Annotated in this window: 18 protein-coding genes and 1 riboswitch; of the genes, 11 read left to right on the top strand and 7 right to left on the bottom strand. The window is 70.1% G+C overall.

The features are described from left to right. The first annotated feature begins 26 nt into the window (after positions 1–26). The 5 genes from ACTU3I_RS12385 (at position 27) to ACTU3I_RS12365 (ending at position 4434) form a co-directional block, all read left to right on the top strand. Complete coding sequence (locus ACTU3I_RS12385) at positions 27–1013, top strand: carbohydrate ABC transporter permease (protein WP_442925997.1); 987 nt, start codon at positions 27–29, stop codon at positions 1011–1013. After that, complete coding sequence (locus tag ACTU3I_RS12380) at positions 1010–1861, top strand: carbohydrate ABC transporter permease (protein ID WP_442925996.1); 852 nt, start codon at positions 1010–1012, stop codon at positions 1859–1861. The genes ACTU3I_RS12385 and ACTU3I_RS12380 overlap by 4 nt, the downstream gene beginning before the upstream one ends. Continuing rightward, positions 1861–2817, top strand: a complete 957-nt coding sequence (locus ACTU3I_RS12375) for an ROK family protein (protein WP_442925995.1) — start codon at positions 1861–1863, stop codon at positions 2815–2817. Before ACTU3I_RS12380 ends, ACTU3I_RS12375 begins: the two co-directional genes overlap by 1 nt. Beyond that, positions 2810–3589: a glucosamine-6-phosphate deaminase gene (locus ACTU3I_RS12370; RefSeq protein ID WP_442925994.1), complete on the top strand. Its 780-nt coding sequence runs from the start codon at positions 2810–2812 to the stop codon at positions 3587–3589. Before ACTU3I_RS12375 ends, ACTU3I_RS12370 begins: the two co-directional genes overlap by 8 nt. A gap of 65 nt (positions 3590–3654) precedes the next feature. After that, on the top strand, positions 3655–4434 hold the full coding sequence (locus ACTU3I_RS12365) for an HpcH/HpaI aldolase family protein (protein ID WP_442925993.1): 780 nt from the start codon (positions 3655–3657) through the stop codon (positions 4432–4434). Between the two features lie 6 nt (positions 4435–4440). Here the strand turns inward: ACTU3I_RS12365 and ACTU3I_RS12360 are convergent, their stop codons facing one another. Continuing rightward, on the bottom strand, positions 4441–5124 hold the full coding sequence (locus ACTU3I_RS12360; RefSeq protein ID WP_442925992.1) for a GntR family transcriptional regulator: 684 nt from the start codon (positions 5122–5124) through the stop codon (positions 4441–4443). A gap of 140 nt (positions 5125–5264) precedes the next feature. On the opposite strand from ACTU3I_RS12360, the gene ACTU3I_RS12355 reads away from it, so the two are divergent. From ACTU3I_RS12355 to ACTU3I_RS12340, 4 genes are all read left to right on the top strand, one after another. Beyond that, positions 5265–6677 carry an MFS transporter gene (locus ACTU3I_RS12355; RefSeq protein WP_442925991.1) on the top strand — a complete coding sequence of 471 codons (1413 nt, stop codon included), beginning with the start codon at positions 5265–5267 and terminating at the stop codon, positions 6675–6677. A gap of 79 nt (positions 6678–6756) precedes the next feature. Next, positions 6757–7746: a C-terminal binding protein gene (locus ACTU3I_RS12350; RefSeq protein ID WP_442925990.1), complete on the top strand. Its 990-nt coding sequence runs from the start codon at positions 6757–6759 to the stop codon at positions 7744–7746. A gap of 31 nt (positions 7747–7777) precedes the next feature. After that, positions 7778–8464: a DJ-1/PfpI family protein gene (locus tag ACTU3I_RS12345; RefSeq protein ID WP_442925989.1), complete on the top strand. Its 687-nt coding sequence runs from the start codon at positions 7778–7780 to the stop codon at positions 8462–8464. A 32-nt stretch (positions 8465–8496) separates the two neighbouring features. Next, positions 8497–9978: an aldehyde dehydrogenase family protein gene (locus tag ACTU3I_RS12340; protein WP_442925988.1), complete on the top strand. Its 1482-nt coding sequence runs from the start codon at positions 8497–8499 to the stop codon at positions 9976–9978. Between the two features lie 80 nt (positions 9979–10058). Here ACTU3I_RS12340 and ACTU3I_RS12335 read toward each other — a convergent pair whose 3' ends face one another. The 3 genes from ACTU3I_RS12335 to ACTU3I_RS12325 all read right to left on the bottom strand — a co-directional run bounded on the left by ACTU3I_RS12335 (position 10059) and on the right by ACTU3I_RS12325 (position 13480). Beyond that, positions 10059–11423 carry an FAD-binding oxidoreductase gene (locus tag ACTU3I_RS12335; RefSeq protein ID WP_442925987.1) on the bottom strand — a complete coding sequence of 455 codons (1365 nt, stop codon included), beginning with the start codon at positions 11421–11423 and terminating at the stop codon, positions 10059–10061. Then, positions 11420–11806: a YrdB family protein gene (locus tag ACTU3I_RS12330; protein WP_442925986.1), complete on the bottom strand. Its 387-nt coding sequence runs from the start codon at positions 11804–11806 to the stop codon at positions 11420–11422. Before ACTU3I_RS12330 ends, ACTU3I_RS12335 begins: the two co-directional genes overlap by 4 nt. A 174-nt stretch (positions 11807–11980) precedes the next feature. Next, positions 11981–13480: a beta-N-acetylhexosaminidase gene (locus ACTU3I_RS12325; RefSeq protein WP_442925985.1), complete on the bottom strand. Its 1500-nt coding sequence runs from the start codon at positions 13478–13480 to the stop codon at positions 11981–11983. An 87-nt stretch (positions 13481–13567) separates the two neighbouring features. Continuing rightward, positions 13568–13653: riboswitch (ZMP/ZTP riboswitch) on the top strand. A 70-nt stretch (positions 13654–13723) separates the two neighbouring features. On the opposite strand from ACTU3I_RS12325, the gene glyA reads away from it, so the two are divergent. Both glyA and ACTU3I_RS12315 read left to right on the top strand, forming a co-directional pair. Continuing rightward, positions 13724–14998, top strand: a complete 1275-nt coding sequence (glyA, locus tag ACTU3I_RS12320; RefSeq protein WP_442925984.1) for a serine hydroxymethyltransferase — start codon at positions 13724–13726, stop codon at positions 14996–14998. 105 nt (positions 14999–15103) lie between these two features. Continuing rightward, positions 15104–15985, top strand: coding sequence for a bifunctional methylenetetrahydrofolate dehydrogenase/methenyltetrahydrofolate cyclohydrolase (locus ACTU3I_RS12315; protein WP_442925983.1), 882 nt, complete (start codon positions 15104–15106; stop codon positions 15983–15985). Positions 15986–16019: 34 nt separating this feature from the next. On the opposite strand, the gene ACTU3I_RS12310 is transcribed toward ACTU3I_RS12315, so the two are convergent. The 3 genes from ACTU3I_RS12310 to ACTU3I_RS12300 all read right to left on the bottom strand — a co-directional run bounded on the left by ACTU3I_RS12310 (position 16020) and on the right by ACTU3I_RS12300 (position 18080). Further along, a complete protein-coding gene (locus ACTU3I_RS12310) occupies positions 16020–17063 on the bottom strand; it encodes an RNA polymerase sigma factor (protein ID WP_442925982.1) in 1044 nt (347 codons plus the stop codon). Next, positions 17060–17443 (bottom strand): YciI family protein, encoded by a 384-nt coding sequence (locus ACTU3I_RS12305; RefSeq protein ID WP_442925981.1) that lies wholly within the window; start codon positions 17441–17443, stop codon positions 17060–17062. The genes ACTU3I_RS12310 and ACTU3I_RS12305 overlap by 4 nt, the downstream gene beginning before the upstream one ends. A gap of 70 nt (positions 17444–17513) precedes the next feature. Further along, the gene (locus ACTU3I_RS12300; protein WP_442925980.1) at positions 17514–18080 is read right to left on the bottom strand and encodes a hypothetical protein; all 567 of its coding nucleotides are present in this window, start codon (positions 18078–18080) and stop codon (positions 17514–17516) included. Positions 18081–18122: the final 42 nt, after the last annotated feature.

Raw genomic sequence — 18122 nt, 5'->3', positions numbered from 1 at the left:
CGCGCAGGCCACTCCACGGGAGAATCATGTCCTCTGTGCGCAACGACACCGTCGCCCCCGCCGTGAGCGGGATCGACGGCGAGCGACTGGTCGCGCCGCCCGATCCGCCCGCTCGCGGCCGGCGCCGTCGCGGCGGTCTGACGCCCTACGGCCTGCTGGTGCCGGCGCTGATCGTTCTCGCCCTGCTGTCGGCGTGGCCGCTGCTGCAGCTGCTCGTGATGTCGTTCCAGAAGTTCGGACGCGCACAGGTGTTCGGGCAACCCCCGGAATTCATCGGGTTCGGGAACTACGTCGAGGTGCTCACCGACCCGGCGTTCTGGCAGGTGCTCTCGCGATCCCTCGTCTTCGCTGCCGTATGCGTCGTGCTGACGATGGTCCTGGGCACGCTCGTCGCGCTCCTCATGCGCCGGCTCGGTCGGACTCTGCGCACGCTCGTGTCGCTCGGTCTGCTCCTGGCGTGGGCCATGCCGCCGCTGTCTGCGACCATCGTGTGGGGGTGGATCTTCGACACGCAGTACGGCGTGCTCAACCACATCCTGAGCGCCTGGTTCGGACTGCCCTTCGAGGGGCACTCGTGGCTCCTCGAGCCCTGGAGCTTCTTCCTCGTCGCGACAGTGATCATCGTGTGGGGAGCGGTGCCGTTCGTCGCCTTCACCGTGTACGCCGGTCTCACGCAGGTGCCCGACGAGGTGATGGAGGCCGCGCAGCTGGACGGCGCGGGCGGAGCGAAGCGCTTCTTCCTCGTCGTGGTCCCCTACATCCGCCCGATCCTCACGATTGTCACGATTCTGCAGGTCATCTGGGATCTGCGGGTGTTCACGCAGATCTACTCGCTGCAGTCCATCGGCGGCATCGCCGAGCAGACCAACACGCTCGGCGTGTACATCTACCGCGTCTCCCTCGGCTCCGGCGACTTCGGCGTCGGCGGGGCGATCTCCGTGATCGTCGTGCTGCTCCTGGTGGCCCTGTCCGCCTTCTACGTTCGCCGCACGGTGCGGGAGGACACGCTATGAGCCCGTTCGCCCGCCGACGTCTCGGCTCCGCCCTCGCCGCCCTCGCCGCACTCGTCGTGTTCGTCGCATCCGTCTTCCCGGTGTACTGGATGGTGAACACGTCCCTTCAGCCCAATAGTCAGGTGCGCGGGAGCGAACTGCACTTCTGGCCCGAGAACGCCACGCTGGAGAACTACCTCGGCGTGATCTTCCGCGCCGACCGCGCGCCGTTCCTGCCGGCGCTGGGCAACTCGCTCGCGGTGACGCTCCTCACGGTGCTCGTCGCGCTCGTCTTCGCATTCCTCGCCGCCCTGGCGGTGTCACGTTTCCGTTTCCGCTCGCGCGGGGCGTTCCTCGTGACGATCCTCATCATCCAGATGATCCCCGCTGAGGCCATGATCATCTCGATCTTCCGCCTCGTCGACGGATGGCACCTCCTCAACTCGATCCTCGGCCTCACAGCCGTCTACGTGGCGACAGTGCTGCCCTTCACGATCTGGACGCTCCGCGGGTTCGTGCAGGGCATCCCTGTCGAGCTCGAGGAGGCCGCCATGATCGACGGTCTCAGCCGCTCGCAGGCGTTCTGGCGCGTGACATTCCCGCTGCTGGCGCCCGGCCTCGTCGCGACCGGGGTGTTCGGCTTCATCCAGGCATGGAACGAGTTCGTCTTCGCTCTGGTCCTCAACCCGCGCCCGGAGGCGATGACGCTGCCGGTGTGGCTGCGCACGTTCCTCGACCCCAACGGCGGCATCAACTGGGCCGAGCTCATGGCAGGCTCGACCCTTGTGGCCGTCCCTGTCGTGGTGTTCTTCCTGATCGTGCAGCACCGCATGACGAGTGGCCTGGTCGCCGGGGCGGTCAAGGGCTGATGGCCGGCCCCGACTCCGTGGACGGACGCGTCCGCGTCGGCCTCGACGTGGGCGGCACCAAGACCGACGCCGTCGCCCTCGACCGGGATGGCACGGTACGTGCACGCGTGAGACGACCCACCGGATGGGGCGCCGAGGCCGTCGTCCGCGACATCTGCGACACGGTCGGCGACCTGTTGCGGGAGCCCGGCTTGGCGGGAGCGACGGCGGCCGCCGTCGGCATCGGCATGCCGGGGCAGGTCGAGCCCGGCGGTTCGCGGATCGTGCACGCGGTGAACCTCGGCATCGAGCGATTGGACGTCGCCGAGGCGCTCGAGGCGAAGCTGGGAGCACCCGTGCGCGTCGAGAACGACGTCAAGGCGGCCGCGCTCGGCGCGTTCGTGCTCCACGGCGGCTCGGGGGCGACGGCCTACCTCAACCTCGGAACCGGTGTGGCAGCGGGCGTCGTCGTCGACGGTGAGCTGTGGCGGGGTGCCCGCGGCACCGCGGGGGAGGTCGGTCACATCTCCATCGATCCCGCCGGCCCTCTCTGTCCTTGCGGCCAGCGGGGCTGCATCGAGGCGCTCGCCGGCGGTCGCGCGATCGCGCAGCGGTGGGGGCGGCCCGGCGCCCTTCCGGTGCGCGACGTCTTCGATGCCGCCGACGCCGGCGACGCCGCCGCGCGCCTCCTCCGCAACGACATGGCCCGGGGCGTCGCCGCCGCCGTGCGGGTGCTCGTCCTCACGACCGATGTCGACGCGGTCGTGATCGGCGGCGGGCTAACCGCGCTCGCCCCGCGCCTGACGAACGACGTCGCGCGCGTCCTCGAGCACAGCGCCGCCGCCTCCCCGTTCCTGCGCTCGCTGCGCCTGGCCGACCGCGTGGAGCTGCTGCCTCCCGGCTCGGCGGCGGCCGCCGTGGGCGCGGCGCTGGTCGGTGCCGGGTCGGGGTCGAACGGGATCCTCAGCCGTGGCTGAGGTCGTGATCGTCTCCGACCGCGTGGCGGCGGGTGAACTCGTCGCGGCGGAGATCGCCCGGCTGGTGCGCGGGCGCGCCGACGTCGTCTTGGGGCTGGCGACGGGGTCGACGCCGCTTCCGGTGTACGCCGCCGCGAAGCGGGCCCTCGCCGGGGTGGACGTGTCGCACGTCCGCGGATTCGCCCTCGACGAGTACGTCGGCCTCGATCCGCAGCATCCGCAGAGCTACCGCTCGGTGATCGCTCGTGAGGTGGTCGAACCGCTCGGCCTCGACCCCGCGCGGGTGCACGTGCCCGACGGGGCGAGCGCACGCATCGAGACGGCGGGGGAGGAGTACGACAGGGCCATCGCCATCGCGGGCGGCGTGGACCTGCAGCTGCTGGGCATCGGCACGGACGGACACATCGGCTTCAACGAGCCGGGATCATCCTTCGCCTCGCGCACGCGCGTGAAGACCCTCACGCGGCAGACCCGCGAAGACAACGCCCGCTTCTTCGCCTCGATCGACGAGGTTCCGCGGCACTGCATCACGCAGGGCCTCGGCACCATCCTCGAGGCGCGGCACCTCGTGCTGCTGGCCTTCGGAGAGGCCAAGGCCGACGCCATCGCCGGCGCCGTGGAAGGCCCGGTCACCGCGTCTCTTCCGGGCTCGGCGATCCAGCTGCACCCGCACGTGACCGTCGTGGTCGACGAGGCCGCCGCGTCGCGCCTGCGCTGGGCGGAGTACTACCGGGAGACGTACGCCCACAAGCCCTCCTGGCAGGGGCTGTAACGCTCTTCGCTCACCGTCAGAGTATTTTGTCGACAGAATACAGTTTTTCGGCTAGCCTGGTCCTCATGATCGAGAACATCGTCCGCCGGCGCTGGCGGGACAACGAGACCGCCTTCGGAGCCATGCTGGGGATCCCTGCGATCTCGACCGCCCGGGCGATGAGCGGTGCGGGGTTCGACTGGGTCATCGTCGAGCAGCAGCACGCCTACGTGACGGAGGACAAGATCCCCGCTCTGCTGCACGCGATCGAGCTGGGCGGCAGCACGGGGATGGTGAGGGTCGGGGAGAACGATCCGATCGGTCTGCAGCGAGCCCTCGACCTCGGTGCCCGGGGGGTCATCGCCCCCATGGTCAACACGCGCGCCGAGGCGGAGATGGTGCGGGACAACGTGCGGTTCCCCCCGCTCGGGCGTCGTTCCTGGGGAGCGCCGCCCCTGCATTCCTCGCCCGCGGAATCGGATGCCGACGTGCTGCTCCTGGTGATGATCGAGACTCCGCTCGCGCTGGCGAACGCCGAGGCGATCCTCTCGGTCGACGGTATCGACGGCGCCGTGATGGGTCCTTCGGATCTGTCGTTGACGCTGGGCGCCGATCTGAAGGCCGGAATCGAGGACCCTCGCGTCTGGGAGGCGTTCGAGACACTGGGCGAGGTCAGCAAGAGGCTCGGCAAGCACTACGGCGCGTATGTCTTCACCGCCGATGTCGCGCAGCGGATGGTCGAGCACGGCGCCGATTTCGTGCTGTTCAGCACCGACATCGGGTACGTCAGCCAGGGGGCGGCGACGGATATCGCCGCCATCGACCGCATCCGTCGCGCAAGCGCCGCGGCGACGCCACAGCGCTGAGGGCCGTCAGAGCGGGTTCAGCATGTGCGGTGCCGCCATGCCGCGGAGGACATGGTTCTCCCACAGACGGATCAGGTCGGCCGTGTCCCCTCCGTCGAGCGCGGCGCGCAGCGCCTCGAGCAACTCGGTGTGCGAGTCGACGATCGTGGGGGATCGGTTCCACGTCTCCGCCTCGTTCGCTCGCAGGACGAGGCGGATCTGGTCGGTCAGCCCTCGGTATCGCTCCATCAACCGAGGGAGGCCGGCAAGACGCACCACCTCGGCATGGAACGCGGCATCGGCGGCCAGACCTCGCGCCGGGTCGTCGCCGGCTTCGACCATGACCGCGATGGCTTGCGCAAGCGTGTCGAGAGGCGGCCGTTTGGTCGCGATCACGCGCACGGCGAGGATCTCATCGGCAGCCCGCAGCGCGGCCAGCTCGTTGACGTCTTCCGGGGCGAATTCCGGGATCCGATAGGAACGGTTGTTGGTCTTCTCGACCAGGCCCGCTTGTTCGAGGAGTCGCAGAGCCTCCCGCACCGGTGAGCGACTGACCCCCATGCCCTCAGCCAGCACCGAGTCCCGGATGCGCTCGCCGGGGCGCAGCTGACCGGTCAGGATGTTGCGACGGATCTGATCTCGCGCCTGATCGACCAGGGAACCGACCTGGATGCGCTCGAACTCTGCCTCCGCGTTGGGCACCTGTGTCATGGGCCGATCCTAGACCCGGTGTATGCCGTATGCTGCGGCCAGTCGGCAAATTTCTGGATTCTGTCGACAGAATTCAGAAATTGCAGTAGCTTGATCCGCACCGCACATCCGACCACTCTCAAAAAGAATGGAGCTCACTGATGATCTCCGATCCACACACACCCCAAGGCCCGAACTCGACGACCACCACGGCTGCCCCGGTGACCACGACTCCTTCTCGCACCGGAGCGCGCACCGCGATCGCCGCCGGCGTGGGTACCGCGATCGAATGGTACGACTACGGCCTTTATACGATCGCCGCGGGGCTGGTCATCGCCACAGTCTTCTTCCCCGGCGGAGATCCTCAGGTGGCCCTCCTCGCCACTTTCGGCGCTTTCGCGGTCGGCTTTCTCGCCCGGCCGATCGGCGGGATCGTGCTCGGCGCGGCATCCGACCGCTTCGGGCGCCGCCCGGTCCTGATCTTCTCCCTCATCCTCGTCGGCGGGGCGACCACCGTCATCGGGCTTCTGCCGTCGTACGAGACGATCGGCATCTGGGCGCCGATCCTGCTGATGCTCATGCGCGTCACGCAGGGCTTCGGAGCCGGCGCCGAGATGGCCGGCGCCATCACGATCGCCAACGAGAGCGCGACGCCCCGGCGTAAGGGCTTCCTGTCCTCGCTCGCCATGGCGGGTGGCACGATCGGAGTTCTCACGGCGGCCGTGCTGTTCGCCGTGGTCAGCGGCGTGATGTCCCCGGAGGCCTTCCTCAGCTGGGGGTGGCGCATCCCGTTCGTGATGAGCGCGGTTTTCACGATCTTCGGGATCCTCCTGCGTCGCACGATGCTGGAGTCGCCCGAGTTCGTCGAGGTGCAGCGTGAGCGCGAGCTCGGCGAGCTGGCACCGGCGAAGGTCAACCCGCTCGCGGCGACGTTCAACGCCATCAAGAAGAGCCCCCGCAACTGGATCGCCGGATTCCTGGTCCCCTCGGGACTGAACGTCACCAGCTATGTCACCAGCGCCTTCGCCATCGGCTACGTCACCGCGCAGCTCGAACTCCCGCGCAGTCAGGCGCTGCTGATGACCGTTCTCGTCTACGGCACCGGGTTCCTCGGCTTGCTGTTCTTCGGCCGGCTCGGTGACATCATCGGCGTTCGTCGTGTCTTCTTCATCGGGATCGTGGGTGCCCTGCTCTTCGCGCTCCCCTATGTGGCGATCCTGAAAACGGCGGCCATCGTGCCGATCATCATCGCGAGCGTGCTGATGAACTTCTTCGGATGGGCTGCAGGCACCGCGGCTCACACCGTGTTCATGCCGGCGCTGTTCCGCCCGGACTACCGCTCCGCGGGACTCTTCTCCTCACGTGAGTTGCAGGGTGCGCTCATCGCCGGACCCGCTCCGCTGTTGGCCACGCTGCTCGTCGGCTGGACGAACGGCGAGCCGTGGCTGGTCGCCGTCGTTCTGGGCGCGGCTCAGGTGCTGACGCTGGTCGCCGTCCTGATCGGTCGCCCGTTCTCCACCGCTGCCGAGCGCGCGAACACCCCGGCCTTCAAGGGATTCCGCCCGAACTCGTGATCGTCCCATCGAACATCAAGGAGCAGTACATGCCGTCCACTCGGCCGACCCAGTCCCCGCATCCGAAAGAGGTGATCTCATGAAGGTGGTGTGCACGAGCACGCTGATCGCCTTCGGCGAAGACGAGCTGAGTGCCTATGGCGACCTCGATATCGACTTCCAGGTCATCGACGGCCGCGACGAGGCCGCGCTTCTGGCGGGAACCGCCGACGCCGACGCCCTGATCGTCGTCGAGGAGGACATCAACCGCACCGTGATCGAGGGTCTTACTCGATGCCGCACCATCGTGCGCTGCGGGATCGGGTACGACGTCGTGGATATCGAGGCGGCGGCCGAGCGGGGCATCTGGGTGAGCAATGTCCCGGATGCGAACTACCGGGAGGTCGCGGTGCACGCGATCGCCCTGGCGCTGGCCGTCCAGCGCAGGCTCCCCGCGCTGGATGCCGAGATGCGCGAATCAGGATGGGGAAACTGGTTCGTTCCCGGGGTGCACCGGCCCGAGGCGCAGATCTTCGGTCTGTACGGACTGGGCCGCATCGGCACGCGCGTCGCCACGGTCGCCGCCGCCCTCGGCTACACCGTCCTGGCACACGATCCCGCCGTCTCCGCGCCGGATGCCAAGGCGCTCGGCGTGCACCTCGTCGGCCGCGATGCGCTCCTGGCACAGTCCGACGTGCTGTCGCTGCACGTGCCCCTTCTGGAGTCGACGCGCAACCTGATCGACCGGGATGCGCTCGCGCAGATGAAGAAGGGTGCGGTTCTCATCAACGTGTCGCGCGGCGGACTCATCGACGAGGCGGCACTCGCCGATGCGCTGCAATCGGGCCACCTCTTCGGCGCGGGTATCGACGTCTTCGAGTCCGAGCCGACGGGCACCGACAATCCCCTGCTGGGCTGCAAGACGGCGATCCTCACACCCCACGCGGCGCACTGGAGCGAGGAAGCGCTTTCCGAGCTGAAGCAGAAGGTGGTCGAGGAGTCGGCGCGAATTCTTCGCGGCGAGGCGCCCCGCAGCGCTGTCAACCGAGTGGGATCCGCGCTGGCCTCTGCCGGGCCGCGCGCCTTCTGACGGCTCATCCCTCACGTACGAAGGAGTTCACGTGTCCACATCATTCGATATCGTCATCGCGGTCTGGCCCAAAGTCGCTCAGCTGGACTTCCTCGGTGCCTGGGAGATCTTCGCCCATCTGCCGGGTGCGAACATCCGGATCGCCAGCGAGGAGGGTGGCGACCTCGACGCCGCGCTCGGCCTGAAGCTGCGTGACGTGGAGCGGCTCGGCGACATCGAGCGGTGCGATCTGCTCTTCGTCCCGGGGACCGCCGACATGACCGCCGCGACCACTCCAGGGATGCTCCGCGAGCTGGCGCGTCTGGCCGAGGATGCAACGTACGTCACCTCGGTCTGCACGGGGTCGCTGATCCTGGGGATGGCCGGTGTCCTGGAGGGTCGGCGCAGCGCCACCCACTGGGCCTTCCTCCAGGAGCTGCCGCGGTACGGAATCATTCCCGACCCCGCGCGCACGGTGCGTGACGGGAAGTACATGAGCGGTGGCGGGGTGTCGGCGAGCATCGACTTCGCGCTCATGGTGGCGGCCGAGGTCGCGGGGGACACCTACGCGCAGATGCTGCAGCTCTACATCGAGTACAACCCGGAGCCGCCGTTCAACTCCGGGCACCCCAGCACCGCCTCACCGGAGGTCCTCGACGCACTGCGGAACACCTACGGCGAGAAGCTCGCCAAGATCGGCGGCGTGATCCCCGTGCCTCAGGCGCACACCGTCTCCTGAACGCTCCATCCATTTCTCAGAAAGGTCCCACCATGCGAACTCTGCGCAACTTCATCAATGGGCAATGGGTCGACTCCTCCGGGGGTGACGTGCTCACCTGCGTCAACCCGCACGACGAGAAGCCCGTCGCCACCCTCCCCGCCGGAACAGCCGCGGACGTCGATGCTGCAGTCGATGCGGCTCGCCGAGCGCAGCCCGAGTGGGCATCGCTCAGCCTTCGGCAGCGCCTCGACAGACTGGCCCGCCTTGCGGACGAGATCGAGCGGAACCTCGACTACCTCGTCGGACTCGAAGCCGACGAGATGGGAAAGCCCCACAAGATCGGAACGCAGTTCATCCACGCCGGGCTCTCGACGTATCGCAAGGCTCTGCACGAGGCGGAGACCTATCCGTTCGCCTCCCGCGTCGAGGTCGTCGACGGTCTGGCAACGGACGTCCAGCGATTCCCGGTGGGTGTGGTCGGTGTGATCGTGCCGTGGAACTTCACCGTCACCACGATCCTGATGGCGCTGGGCGCCGCCCTGGCCGCGGGCAACACCGTGGTCGTGAAGCCCTCCGAGAAGGCGTCGCTGTCGGCCGTCGGCTTCTTCGAGATGGTCGAGCAGTCAGGGATACCGGCCGGAGTGCTGAACCTCGTGCTCGGGGACTTCCACGCCGGCACGCCCCTCGCCGGGCACCCCGGGATCGACCTCGTGCAATTCACGGGATCGGTGCGCACCGGCCGCTCGGTCGGTGTGGCGGCGGCCGCCAACCTGAACCGTGCCCTCCTCGAGCTCGGCGGCAAGGATCCCGTCGTGATCGATGCGGATATCGATGTGGAGGCCGTCGCCGAGGAGGTCGCCCTGGGCTCGTACCTCAACAGCGGGCAGATCTGCACGGCCATGGAGCGCATCTACGTGCACCAGGACATCGCGGCGGAGTTCATCGACGCGCTCGTCGCGGCCACGCACCGACGGATCGTGGGGGACCCCACCCGGGCGGACACCGAGATCGGCCCGATGGTCGACGCCGGCCAGCGTCAGCACGTCGACCGCCACGTGCGCGCCGCCGTCGCCGCGGGTGCGCGGGTGCTCGTCGGCGGCGAGATCCCCGACGGCCCGGGCTTCTACTATCCGCCCACCGTCGTGGTCGACGTGACCGAGGACATGGAGCTGATGACCGAGGAGACGTTCGGTCCTGTCGCCGCGGTGCAGGTGGTGCCTTCGTTCGAGGCGGGCGTCGAGGAGGCCAAGCGGACCGAATTCGGGCTCGGCGCCGTCGTGTACACCTCCGACGAAGAGCACCAGCGCCTGGCGCGGACGATCCCCACCGGCATCCTGTGGCTCAACGGCTGGCAGCTCGGTGACCTCGGCCGGCTCGTCGAGCCGGCGGGCGTCAGCGGCATGGGGGCCATCGGGGGAGTGCACGCCATCGACAGCGTCACCCGTCCCATGGCGGTCCACTACGTCGTGGCGCCGCACGAGGTCGCCGAGGGGGCGGAGCGGGTCGCTGCCCCGGAGCTCGCTCACGCTTAACGCGCGCTGTCGCGGTCAGGTGCCGCCGGACCCGCCGTCACGCGGCGGCCGGCGGCACGCCGCGGTCGCGGGGGCGATGCTCAGGGGGTGAAGACCTTGCCGGGATTGAGGATCCCCGCGGGGTCGAACACGCGCGCGATCTGCCGCTGCAGCTCCCATTGGTCTTCGCCGAGCTCGTCGGCGAGCCACCGGCGCTTGAGGACGCCCACGCCGTGCTCGCCCGTCAGCGTGCCTCCGAGGGCCAGAGCCGCCTGGAACAGCTCGCCGGCTGCCCGCCAGATCTCCTCGGGCACCTCGGGTCCGTCGAAGACGAAGTTCGGATGCAGGTTGCCGTCGCCGGCGTGCGCGACGGTGGGGATCGCGATGCCGTACCGGCGCTCGAGATCGGCGATCGCGTCGAACATCGCCGGCAGGGCGCTGCGGGGCACCGAGACGTCTTCGATGAGGGTCGTCCCCGCCTGCTCCCACGCCGGGTGCATCGACCGGCGGATCAGGAGCAGCTGCTCGGACTCGGCGTCGCCGCGAGCAAGCGTCACGACGCCGCCCGCAGCGGTGAGGACGGCGGCGATGGCTTCCGCCTCGGCGGTCGCCGCCGGACCGTCGGTCTGCAGCAGCAGCTGGGCCGATCCCGGCGGCACCGGGGGCAGACCGAGGAATGCGTGCGTGCGGGCGAGGCTCGCCGCATCCATCAGCTCCTGAATCGCCGGCTGCACGCCGGATGCCGTGACGGCGGCGGATGCGGCCGCCGCGGAGCGCACGTCGGCGAAGGTCGCCGAGAGGGTGCGCACCTCGCCCGGGATGAGACGGCGGAGCTTCAGAGTCGCCGCGACGACCACGCCGAGAACGCCCTCGGACCCGATCACGAGCGACGTCAGGTCGAGCCCCGTCACTCCCTTGACGCTGCGGTGCCCGAGGCGCAGGAGCCGGCCGTCGGCGAGGACGAGGTCGACGCCGAGCACCGCGTCGCGGACGACCCCGTACTTCGCGCAGAGGAGGCCGCCTGCGCCGGTGGCGATGTTGCCTCCGACGGTGGAGATCGCCCGGCTCGCGGGGTCGGGCGCCCACCACAGCCCGTGCTCGGCGAGTGCGGCGTTGAGGTCGGCGTTGAGGATTCCCGGTTCGACGACGGCGAGCAGGTCGTCGGGGCGCACCTCGAGGATCCGGTTCATCCCGCGCAGCGACAGCGAGATCTCGCCGTGGCCGGTGTTGGCCGCGCCGGCCAGGCCCGTGCCGGCGCCGCGGGGGACGACGGGGGTGCTCGTGGCGGTCGCGATCCGCAGGGTCTCCTGCACGTCGGCGACGGATGCCGCGTGGACGACCGCGATCGGGAGGCCCTCGGCGGCGTGACCGGACTTGTCGGCGCGTGCGGCCTCGCGGGAGGCGGTGCTGGTGTCGACGCTGTCGCCGAGGGCGGCGACCAGGCGCGCGGCGACGTCGCGGCTCACGCCAGGCGCCGGCGTCCGGCGATCAGCCCGAAGGTCACCGCGATCACGGCATAGCCGACGCCGATCCACGGCTGGCCCATGCCCCACCACGCGATGGTCGCTGCGAGGTAGACGAGCAGCTCGACGACCGCGCGTACGAAGGGATGCACGGCGAAGACGGCGCGGGGAGAGACGAACAGCGCCCACACGAGGATCGCGACGACGGGGGCGCCGATGCCGAAGACGACGTTGAGCGGGAACTCCCACCCGAGAAAACCCCAGATCGCGAGCGTGGCGAACGCGAAGAGACCGGACAGGACGGTCACGATGTCGACGGCCGTCAGCGCGCGGCGGGTGCCGGGTGCAGGGGGTGCTTCGGCGCGCACGTGCGGCGTATCGGTCATGGCTTCGAGTCTACGGCGGGCCCGCCGGGCGGCCGCTCGCCTGCACGACGGCGGATGCTGTGGGCGGCACGCCGCGTCCCCGGGCCGGGTGACGGCGTGTTGTGGCCGATCTCCGCTGTTGTGCGCGGCGGGTGCGCGGCACCGGAGCGCGGCGCCGCACGGCGGCGGACGGCGTCAGCGCCAGGGGATCTCGCGGCTGCGGTGGTACCCGATCCCGAGGGCGGACCACAGGCCGCCGAGCCGTGCGACCCTGTCGCGGAAGGAGTCCCACGTGCGCTCGGTCGACGCGTCGGGCGCCGGCGACCAGGCGATCTCGGCCACGGCGGCCACGCGGGGGAAGGCCAGGGCGTCGATGTCGGCGAGCGTGCGGACCGTCTCGCTCCACAGCGGTGCCTCGACGCCGAGGATGTCGTCGTCGCCGAGCGACGCGACGACGTCGCGCGGCTCCCATCCGTACGCGGCGGCGACGCTCGTCGGTCCCTCCGCCCACTCGAGGCCGATGCGGAAGCCGGGCTCGGGCTTCATGTCGAGGTAGGCGACGTCGGCGGGCGAGAGGATCACGGATGCCGCGCGCTCGGCGGCGGCCACGGCATCCGCCTGCCATTGCTCCCGCCCGGGGTCGGCGGAGGGGCGGGTGTAGGCCCAGTACTGCGCGACGACGTCGACGGGGAGACCGGGCACGGCCGCGGCCTCGTGCCACACGAGGGGCGTCTTCCCGGTCGCGGCGACGATGTCGACGGCGCGGGAGACGAAGGTGGCGTAATCCTCCGACGTCGTGCCGAGGGCCTCGTCCCCGCCCAGGTGCAGGAACGGCCCGGGCGTGAGGGCGGCCAGCTCGCCGAAGACGTCGGCGAGGAACTCGTAGGTGCGCTCCTCATCGATGCGCAACGACGAGAACCCGACGGCGATGCCCGGATAGTGCCGGCCGGCGACCGGCACGCCGCCGGCGGCGCGCAGCTCGTCACTCAGAACCGGGTCGGCGGCGATCGCGGGGTAGGCCAGCCCCACGGCATGCGTGTGCCCCGGCACGTCGATCTCGGGGACGACGGTGACGTGGCGCGCGGCGGCGTAGTCGACGATGCGGGCGTAGTCCTCCCGCGTGTAGAACCCGCCGGGGTCGCCGTCCACGGCCGAACCCGAGGCGCGGGCGGTGAGCTCGGGACGCGCGCGCAGCTCGAGGCGCCACCCCTGGTCGTCGCTCAGGTGCAGGTGGAGGTGGTTGATCTTGAGCGAGGAGATGCGGTCGATATAGGCCGTGACGTCGTCGACGGCGAAGAAGTGTCGCGCGACGTCGAGCATGGCGCCGCGGTACGCGAAACGCGGGGCGTCGTCGACCTCGATCGCCGGAAGGATCCATCGCCCGTCCTCATGGACCGCGAGCTGAGCGAGCGTCTGCACGCCGTAGAAGAGACCCGCGGCATCCGCGCCCCGGACGACGACGGATGCCGCGTCGACGGCGAGGGCGTACGACTCGGGAGCACCCGCGCCGCGCTCGAGCCGGATGGTGCGCTCGTCGCCTGCCGCGGTAGCCTCGCCGGTGCGCGCGGTCAGAAGCCGACTGAGCTCGGCCGCCGCATCCGCGTCTCCGGACACGGTGGAGCCGGCGAGCACGAAGGGCCCGTCGCTGCACACGCGGACGGCGGCGGGGTAGGGGACGAGCGGCGGCGGGATCATGACGTTTCTTCCGACGGTGCGGCGAGTTCTGTAAAGACTCTTTACAAACCGGTTATGGCGCCCACTCTATCGTCGGACGCGCTAGGGTGGGGACGTCGCGACTGGCGTTGAGGTGGGACACCACCGGGAAGCGACCGTACGACGGCATTCGACCGCACGCCTGGGCCGATGTAGGTGTTTCGTCAGCTCGCCCCGAGCTGCTCAACAACCGCAGAATTTCTGCCGACGTCCGAGGAGACCACTGTGTCCGACCCGTCCTTCAACGCCCCCCTCTCCGAGGTAGATCCCGAGATCGCCCAGGTGCTCGAGCGCGAGCTCGAGCGTCAGCGCGGTTACCTCGAGATGATCGCCTCCGAGAACTTCGTGCCCGTGTCGGTGCTGCAGTCGCAGGGCTCCGTGCTGACGAACAAGTACGCCGAGGGTTACCCGGGTCGCCGCTACTACGGCGGATGCGAAGAGGTCGACGTCGCCGAAGAGCTCGCGATCGCCCGCGCGAAGTCGCTGTTCGGCGCGGAGTTCGCCAACGTGCAGCCGCACTCCGGCGCGACGGCCAACGCCGCCGTCCTGCATGCGATCGCCCGTCCGGGCGACACCCTGCTCGGCCTCTCGCTCGATCAGGGCGGGCACCTCACGCACGGCATGAAGATCAACTTCTCCGGGCGTCTCTACAACATCGTCGCCTACGGCGTGGACCCCGAGACGTCCGTCATCGACATGGACGAGGTCGCGCGACTGGCTCGCGAGCACTCGCCGAAGGTCATCATCGCCGGCTGGTCGGCCTACCCGCGACAGCTGGACTTCGCCCGCTTCCGCGAGATCGCCGACGAGGTCGGGGCGCTCCTGTGGGTCGACATGGCCCATTTCGCCGGTCTCGTCGCCGCGGGCGTGCACCCGAATCCGGTGCCGCACGCGCACGTGGTCTCCTCGACGGTCCACAAGACGATCGGCGGTCCGCGCTCGGGATTCATCCTCACCAACGATGCCGACATCGCCAAGAAGATCAACTCCGCCGTCTTCCCGGGCCAGCAGGGTGGTCCGCTCATGCACGTGATCGCGGCGAAGGCGACGGCGTTCAAGCTTGCGGCCACCCCGGAGTTCCGGGAGCGCCAGGAGCGCACCGTCCGCGGCGCCGCGATCATCGCCGACCGCCTGACCCAGGCCGACGTCGCGGACGCCGGCATCACCGTGCGCTCCGGCGGCACCGACGTGCACCTCGTGCTGGTCGACCTCCGCAACGCCGAGATCGACGGCAAGCAGGCCGAGGATCTGCTGCACGAGATCCACATCACCGTGAACCGCAACGCGGTCCCGAACGATCCGCGACCGCCGATGGTCACGTCGGGTCTGCGCATCGGCACTCCGGCGCTCGCCACGCGCGGCTTCGGCGACGCCGAGTTCACCGAGGTCGCCGACGTCATCGCCCTCGCTCTGCAGCCCGGCGCCGACGTCGAGGCGCTCCGCACGCGCGTCGCGGCGCTCACGGCGGCGTTCCCGCTGTACCCCGGCCTCGAGCAGTAGCCGCCCCAGACCGCGAGACTGCATGGCCGCCACGAGACAGCATCCGTCGGCTGCTGTCTCGTGGCGCTGATGCTCTCTCGCCAAGCACGACGGAAGGACGAACGGATGACCGCGATCCGACTGGACGGCAAGGCCGCCGCCGCCGACATCAAGGCCGAGCTCGCCGACCGTGTCGCGGCGCTGCGCGAACGCGGCATCGTGCCGGGCATCGCCACCGTGCTCGTCGGCGCCGACCCGGCATCGCAGCTGTACGTGGGGATGAAGCACCGCGAGTCGGAGGCCATCGGCATGAACTCGATCCAGGTCGAGCTTCCGGCGGAGGCGACGCAGGACGAGGTCGAAGCGGTGATCGACGAGCTCAACGCCGACCCGGCGTGCCATGGCTACATCGTGCAGCTGCCGCTTCCGAAGCACCTCGACACCGACGCGATCCTCGAGCGCATCGATCCCGCGAAGGACGCCGACGGACTGCATCCGACCAACCTCGGCCGGCTGGTGCTGAACGTCAACGCGCCGATCACGACGCCGCTGCCGTGCACGCCCCGCGGCGTGATCGAGCTCCTCCTGCGCAACGACTACGACCTGAAGGGCAAGGACGTGGTCGTCGTCGGGCGAGGCGTCACGATCGGGCGTTCGATCGGGCTGCTGCTGACGCGCCGCGAGATCAACGCGACGGTGACCCTTACGCATACCGGGACGACCGATCTGTCGCGTCATCTGCGGGAGGCGGATGTCATCGTCGCGGCGGCGGGCGTCAAGCACATCGTCCGGGCGGAGGACGTGAAGCCCGGCGCGGCCGTGCTCGATGTCGGGGTGACGCGAGAAGCCGACCCCGAGACCGGAAAGAGCCGCGTGTACGGCGATGTCGATCCGGCCGTGGCCGAGGTCGCCGGGTGGCTTTCGCCCAACCCGGGGGGCGTGGGTCCGATGACCGTGGCGCTGCTGATGACCAACGTCGTCGAGGCCGCCGAGCGCGCGGCCGTCTGAGCGCGGCGACCGCTCGCGACAGTCGTCTGCGGCGCTATGCGAGCCGGCGCTCTGCGGCGGCGAGGGCTGCTCGTGCGCCGTCGGTGGGCGCGACGGCGACGAGGCCTCGGTAGAGGCTCACGAGCGTCGCGACGTCGAGCCGCCCGGTGCGCACGCGGTCGCAGTGCACGGCCTGGATCGCGGCCTCCAACTGGAAGCGCCCGAGCGGACGGCCGAGCCGGGCGGCTCGCCGCAGCAGTGCGTCGCCCTCCGCGATGAGGTCCGCGTCCCATTCGTCGGGGTCCTGCTCGTCCAGGGGAGGCCACGGGCGTCGTGCCCGCGCCGGCGCCCGCGACTGCGCGTACGTGAGAAGGGCCGCCAGTCCCCACGCCTCGGGCTCGTCCGGAAGGAGCGCCGCCGCCAAGACGGCGAGCCATCGCGCCTCGTCGGCGAGGGAGGTCGCGTCTTCGGAGCCGGCGTCGAGCCATGTGATCGCGTAGGCGCCGTAGATCGCCTCCAGGACGCTCGGCAGTCGGACCGGCATCTCGACGCGGCCAGGGATGCGGAACGGGATGCCCGCCCCGCGGATACGGCGTTTGGCCCGCACGAGCCGCTGCGCCATCGTCGCCGCGCTCACGCCGAAGGCCGCCGCGATCCGCGCGGCATCCAGGCCGAGCACGGTCTGCAACATCAGCGGTGTCCGGACGGCGCCGTCGATCGCCGGATGCGCGCACGCGAACAGCAGCTCGAGCCGGCGATCCGGGATGGCGTCGCCTCGATCGAGCGGCGCGGCGGCCTCGGCGGAGTCGTCGGCGAGGATCGCCGCGAGGTCGTCGGTCATCGGCACCGCCGTCCGCCGGGCCGCGGACCCCCAGACATCGCGGAGCCGGTTTCGCGAGACGGTCATCAGCCACCCCTCCGGATTGTCGGGAACGCCGCCGACGGGCCAGGTGCGCAGCGCCTGCTCGAACGCGTCGGCCAGCGCGTCCTCGGCCAGCGCGACGTCGGACGTCGACGCGGCCAGCAGCGCCAGCAGCCTCCCGTACGACTCCCGCGCGGCGCGCTCGGCAGCCGCGCGGGAGGGGGGCTCAGCGCTCATCGGTAGGAAAACGTCGTCCAGGCGCCGTCGACGAAGTGGGTGCCCGAGGGGCGGATCTCCACCGCGCCCCACGACACGGACGGCGCCTTGCCGGCCCATCCGATGGCCTCGTCCAGGTCGGCCACCTCGATCACGAAGGTGCCGCCGAGCTGCTCCTTGGTATCGGCGAACGGGCCGTCCTGCACCCGCAGTGCGCCGTCGACGGCCGTCACCGTCGTGGTGAGCGGCGAGGGCTGCAGCACCTCGGCGCTGATGAGGACGCCGGCGGCGTCGAGCGCCGTGGCGTAGTCGGCGAACGCGCGCATGCCCTCTGCCAGGGCGTCGGGGCCGAGGTCGTCGGCGGTCATCTCGGGGTAATGGAGGAGGAGTGCGTAGCGCATGGTGTCGTCCTTTCGGTTCGTGCGACACCTCGATGACGATCGTGCTGCCCGCCGATCGACACCTCAGGGCCTAGAGCTCGTCGAGCATCCGCCGCTGCTCGTCCGTGAGACCGTCGTCGCGGCGGGATGGGGTGGACCCGCCGGGGTAACCCCCCGCCGGCGGGATCGGGGGAGCGGAGGCTGATGCCGCCTCCGTCGTCTCGCGCCTGCCGGTCGCTCTGTCGTACAGCCGTCCCGCGGATGCCTCGACACGGTCGTCGAGCAGGTCGTAGATGGCCCACGCGATCGTGAGGGCCACGGGCGGCGCGATCCAGCCCCACACGAAGAAGAAGCCGCCGACGTGCACTCCGCGCAGCACGATGAGGAGCACCCAGATGATCGCGGCCACGGCGAGGACGAGCAGGTACTGCACGAGCTTCTCGCGGAGTTTCGATCGTCCGGCCGCCGAGCGCGCGGCCATCGACTGGAACCACCGGTGGATCAGCGGCTTGAGCCACAGCGTCGCGGCGGTGAGGAGCAGTCCCGCCCAGAACGCAGACACCCCCACGCGCACCCCCGGGGTGAAACCTCCGATGAGCAGAAGCACGACGACGTCGAACACGTACAGCGAAGCGAAGCGGATGATCCAGGCCCTCATGCATCCAGCCTCACACACCCGATGCCGTGCTTCCACCGCCGG

The sequence above is a fragment of the Microbacterium sp. RD1 genome (genome assembly GCF_052220165.1).
In the GTDB taxonomy this organism is placed as follows: Bacteria; Actinomycetota; Actinomycetes; order Actinomycetales; family Microbacteriaceae; genus Microbacterium.
The sequence above is the reverse complement of the archived record's forward strand: the minus strand, read 5'-3'. Positions and strand labels throughout refer to the sequence as shown.

Excerpts from the sequence above, each read along its gene's own strand:
- ACTU3I_RS12330 (WP_442925986.1), bottom strand. The coding sequence starts at position 11,806 with ATGACCGATACGCCGCACGTGCGCGCCGAAGCACCCCCTGCACCCGGC.
- ACTU3I_RS12360 (WP_442925992.1), bottom strand. The coding sequence starts at position 5,124 with ATGACACAGGTGCCCAACGCGGAGGCAGAGTTCGAGCGCATCCAGGTC.
- ACTU3I_RS12325 (WP_442925985.1), bottom strand. The coding sequence starts at position 13,480 with ATGATCCCGCCGCCGCTCGTCCCCTACCCCGCCGCCGTCCGCGTGTGC.
- ACTU3I_RS12375 (WP_442925995.1), top strand. The coding sequence starts at position 1,861 with ATGGCCGGCCCCGACTCCGTGGACGGACGCGTCCGCGTCGGCCTCGAC.
- ACTU3I_RS12315 (WP_442925983.1), top strand. The coding sequence starts at position 15,104 with ATGACCGCGATCCGACTGGACGGCAAGGCCGCCGCCGCCGACATCAAG.
- ACTU3I_RS12355 (WP_442925991.1), top strand. The coding sequence starts at position 5,265 with ATGATCTCCGATCCACACACACCCCAAGGCCCGAACTCGACGACCACC.
- ACTU3I_RS12300 (WP_442925980.1), bottom strand. The coding sequence starts at position 18,080 with ATGAGGGCCTGGATCATCCGCTTCGCTTCGCTGTACGTGTTCGACGTC.
- ACTU3I_RS12305 (WP_442925981.1), bottom strand. The coding sequence starts at position 17,443 with ATGCGCTACGCACTCCTCCTCCATTACCCCGAGATGACCGCCGACGAC.
- ACTU3I_RS12340 (WP_442925988.1), top strand. The coding sequence starts at position 8,497 with ATGCGAACTCTGCGCAACTTCATCAATGGGCAATGGGTCGACTCCTCC.
- ACTU3I_RS12365 (WP_442925993.1), top strand. The coding sequence starts at position 3,655 with ATGATCGAGAACATCGTCCGCCGGCGCTGGCGGGACAACGAGACCGCC.
- ACTU3I_RS12310 (WP_442925982.1), bottom strand. The coding sequence starts at position 17,063 with ATGAGCGCTGAGCCCCCCTCCCGCGCGGCTGCCGAGCGCGCCGCGCGG.
- ACTU3I_RS12385 (WP_442925997.1), top strand. The coding sequence starts at position 27 with ATGTCCTCTGTGCGCAACGACACCGTCGCCCCCGCCGTGAGCGGGATC.
- ACTU3I_RS12350 (WP_442925990.1), top strand. The coding sequence starts at position 6,757 with ATGAAGGTGGTGTGCACGAGCACGCTGATCGCCTTCGGCGAAGACGAG.
- ACTU3I_RS12380 (WP_442925996.1), top strand. The coding sequence starts at position 1,010 with ATGAGCCCGTTCGCCCGCCGACGTCTCGGCTCCGCCCTCGCCGCCCTC.